This window comes from Rhizobium sp. SVR5-2C, assembly GCF_056755115.1.
In genome coordinates this window covers 1-1,770 of record NZ_JBNDHT010000280.1, presented here as the reverse complement: position 1 = coordinate 1,770, position 1,770 = coordinate 1, and the positions used below count along the sequence as shown (strand labels likewise).

General features: G+C 57.1%; 2 protein-coding genes. Both read left to right on the top strand.

Translation table 11 applies throughout. From position 1 onward, the window contains the following. The first annotated feature begins 250 nt into the window (after positions 1-250). Positions 251-652 carry an ACT domain-containing protein gene (locus ACPYOI_RS35595; protein WP_481417930.1) on the top strand — a complete coding sequence of 134 codons (402 nt, stop codon included), beginning with the start codon at positions 251-253 and terminating at the stop codon, positions 650-652. An 81-nt stretch (positions 653-733) separates the two neighbouring features. Then, positions 734-1,573, top strand: coding sequence for an FkbM family methyltransferase (locus ACPYOI_RS35590; protein WP_481424114.1), 840 nt, complete (start codon positions 734-736; stop codon positions 1,571-1,573). Positions 1,574-1,770 lie beyond the last annotated feature (197 nt).

The following is a 1,770-nucleotide window of genomic DNA, read 5'->3' as shown; positions in this document are numbered from 1 at the left end:
TCCCCCTCACCAACAAAATCTAAGCCTTGGCCGATGGCCAAGGGCAAGATTTTGTATCCTCTCCCCGAGGGGAGAGGGAGGGGGCGGCGAGGATGCCTTCTCCACCCTCATTCCTGTGACAAGCACAGGAATGAGGGAGCTTGGGGTGGGCGGTGGTGGCGGACCGTCCAGCAAACGTTCCGATTCCAAATCCATTTGACGTTACGGAAGAAACTCGCTCAGTCTGGTCGCGCCAACGGAGAACAGGCGAATGTCCGGCGAAACCAGCCTCAACCGGCTTCTGGCGTCGATGCAGCCGAGGCTGCAGGACGCGACCTACGTCTTTGCGACTATGCCGGACGGGGCGGACCTTCCGGCCAGACTTGAGGCGGTGATGACGTTCCGGGAAGCGGAGGGAGTAACCCTGATCCTGGAGGAGAGCGCGGCCCTTCGCGCCGGGCTTGCCGGAACATTCCGCTCGCGGATGATAACGCTGGACATCCATTCTTCGCTGGATGCGGTGGGGTTCCTCGCGGCGATCACGGCCCGCCTGGCGGAAGCCGGAATGGGTGTAAACCCGGTCTCCGCCTTCTATCACGACCATCTCTTCGTGCCCGAGCATCGTGCAGCAGAAGCCATGCAGGTGCTGCAACGGCTATCGCAAGATGGCTGAAAAAGGCGGGAACTGATCCGCTGCGTCAGAGTTTACATAGGTCTTTTCCTATATTCGGTCTTTGAATACGGAGGCTTTGCAATGCCACTGCAAAGGCTAGCCAGATACCGCTTTCTCCGGCGGATTGCACTCTATGTGCTTCGAGTGTTGGGGCCGGGCGATATCGTTGTTCAGCATCATTGGTGGCCTGATGTTTCGCTGAGCCTGCACGCCTATAAGCATCGCGGATATTGGTTCAAAGGAAAGCGGCGCGAGCGGCATGTCATGGAGAGGCTCGCGCAGCTTGTAAAGGCTGGCGATACGGTTATCGAAATCGGTGCCCACATCGGCTATCTTTCGATTCACTTGAGAAAACTCGTCGGTGATGCGGGAAGGGTGGTGGTTTTCGAACCTGGCCCCAACAACGTTCCGTATCTGCAAAAAAATACCGAATCCTTTTCCAATGTAGAGATCATCGAGGCCGCATGCGGCGATCGAGACGGGGTTGTCGACTTTTGGATCGAGTCGCTTTCGGGGCAGAACAACTCCCTGAATAAAGACTACAAGAATTTTCAGCAGAATCGCGCAAATGCTTTCAGTAATGCCATGATGGAACGTGTCCGCGTTGATATGGTTCAGCTCGACACGTTTCTGGCAGCCACGGGCCTTCGTCCGGCTTTGCTTAAGATCGATGTGGAGGGGGCCGAAAGGCTTGTGCTTCAGGGAAGCCTGCGTTGTCTGTCGGAGATACGGCCACTGGTCGTGGTGGAAGTTACAGAAAATGCGGACGAAGTGGTCGAGATTTTCAAGGCGAACGGCTACGCGATCCATGACCGAAGTCATCCCGAATGGATATGTGTCCCGTCCGAGCAATCCGGTTCTGTAAACTCGTCTCCTCGCCGCTCGGAGACGCTTGGCCTGCTGCGAAATACCGGTACATAGGGTCCGCTGAGGACGCCGGCATATAAAAATCCGGCCGCGTCGCCGCGGCCGGATTTTTTGGCATTTGATTGCGGGAAGGGCTTCTTAGAAGAAGCCGCGGCGCTGCCACCAGCCTGTCTCTTATACACATCTCCGAGCCCACGAGACGCGTAGTAATCTGGGGGGGTGGGTTTCTTTTTGTGGGAGGGGGGGGGGGG

What these genes read in the sequence shown, in the direction of transcription:
- ACPYOI_RS35595 (WP_481417930.1), top strand. Translation starts at nt 251, where the DNA reads ATGTCCGGCGAAACCAGCCTCAACCGGCTTCTGGCGTCGATGCAGCCG.
- ACPYOI_RS35590 (WP_481424114.1), top strand. Translation starts at nt 734, where the DNA reads ATGCCACTGCAAAGGCTAGCCAGATACCGCTTTCTCCGGCGGATTGCA.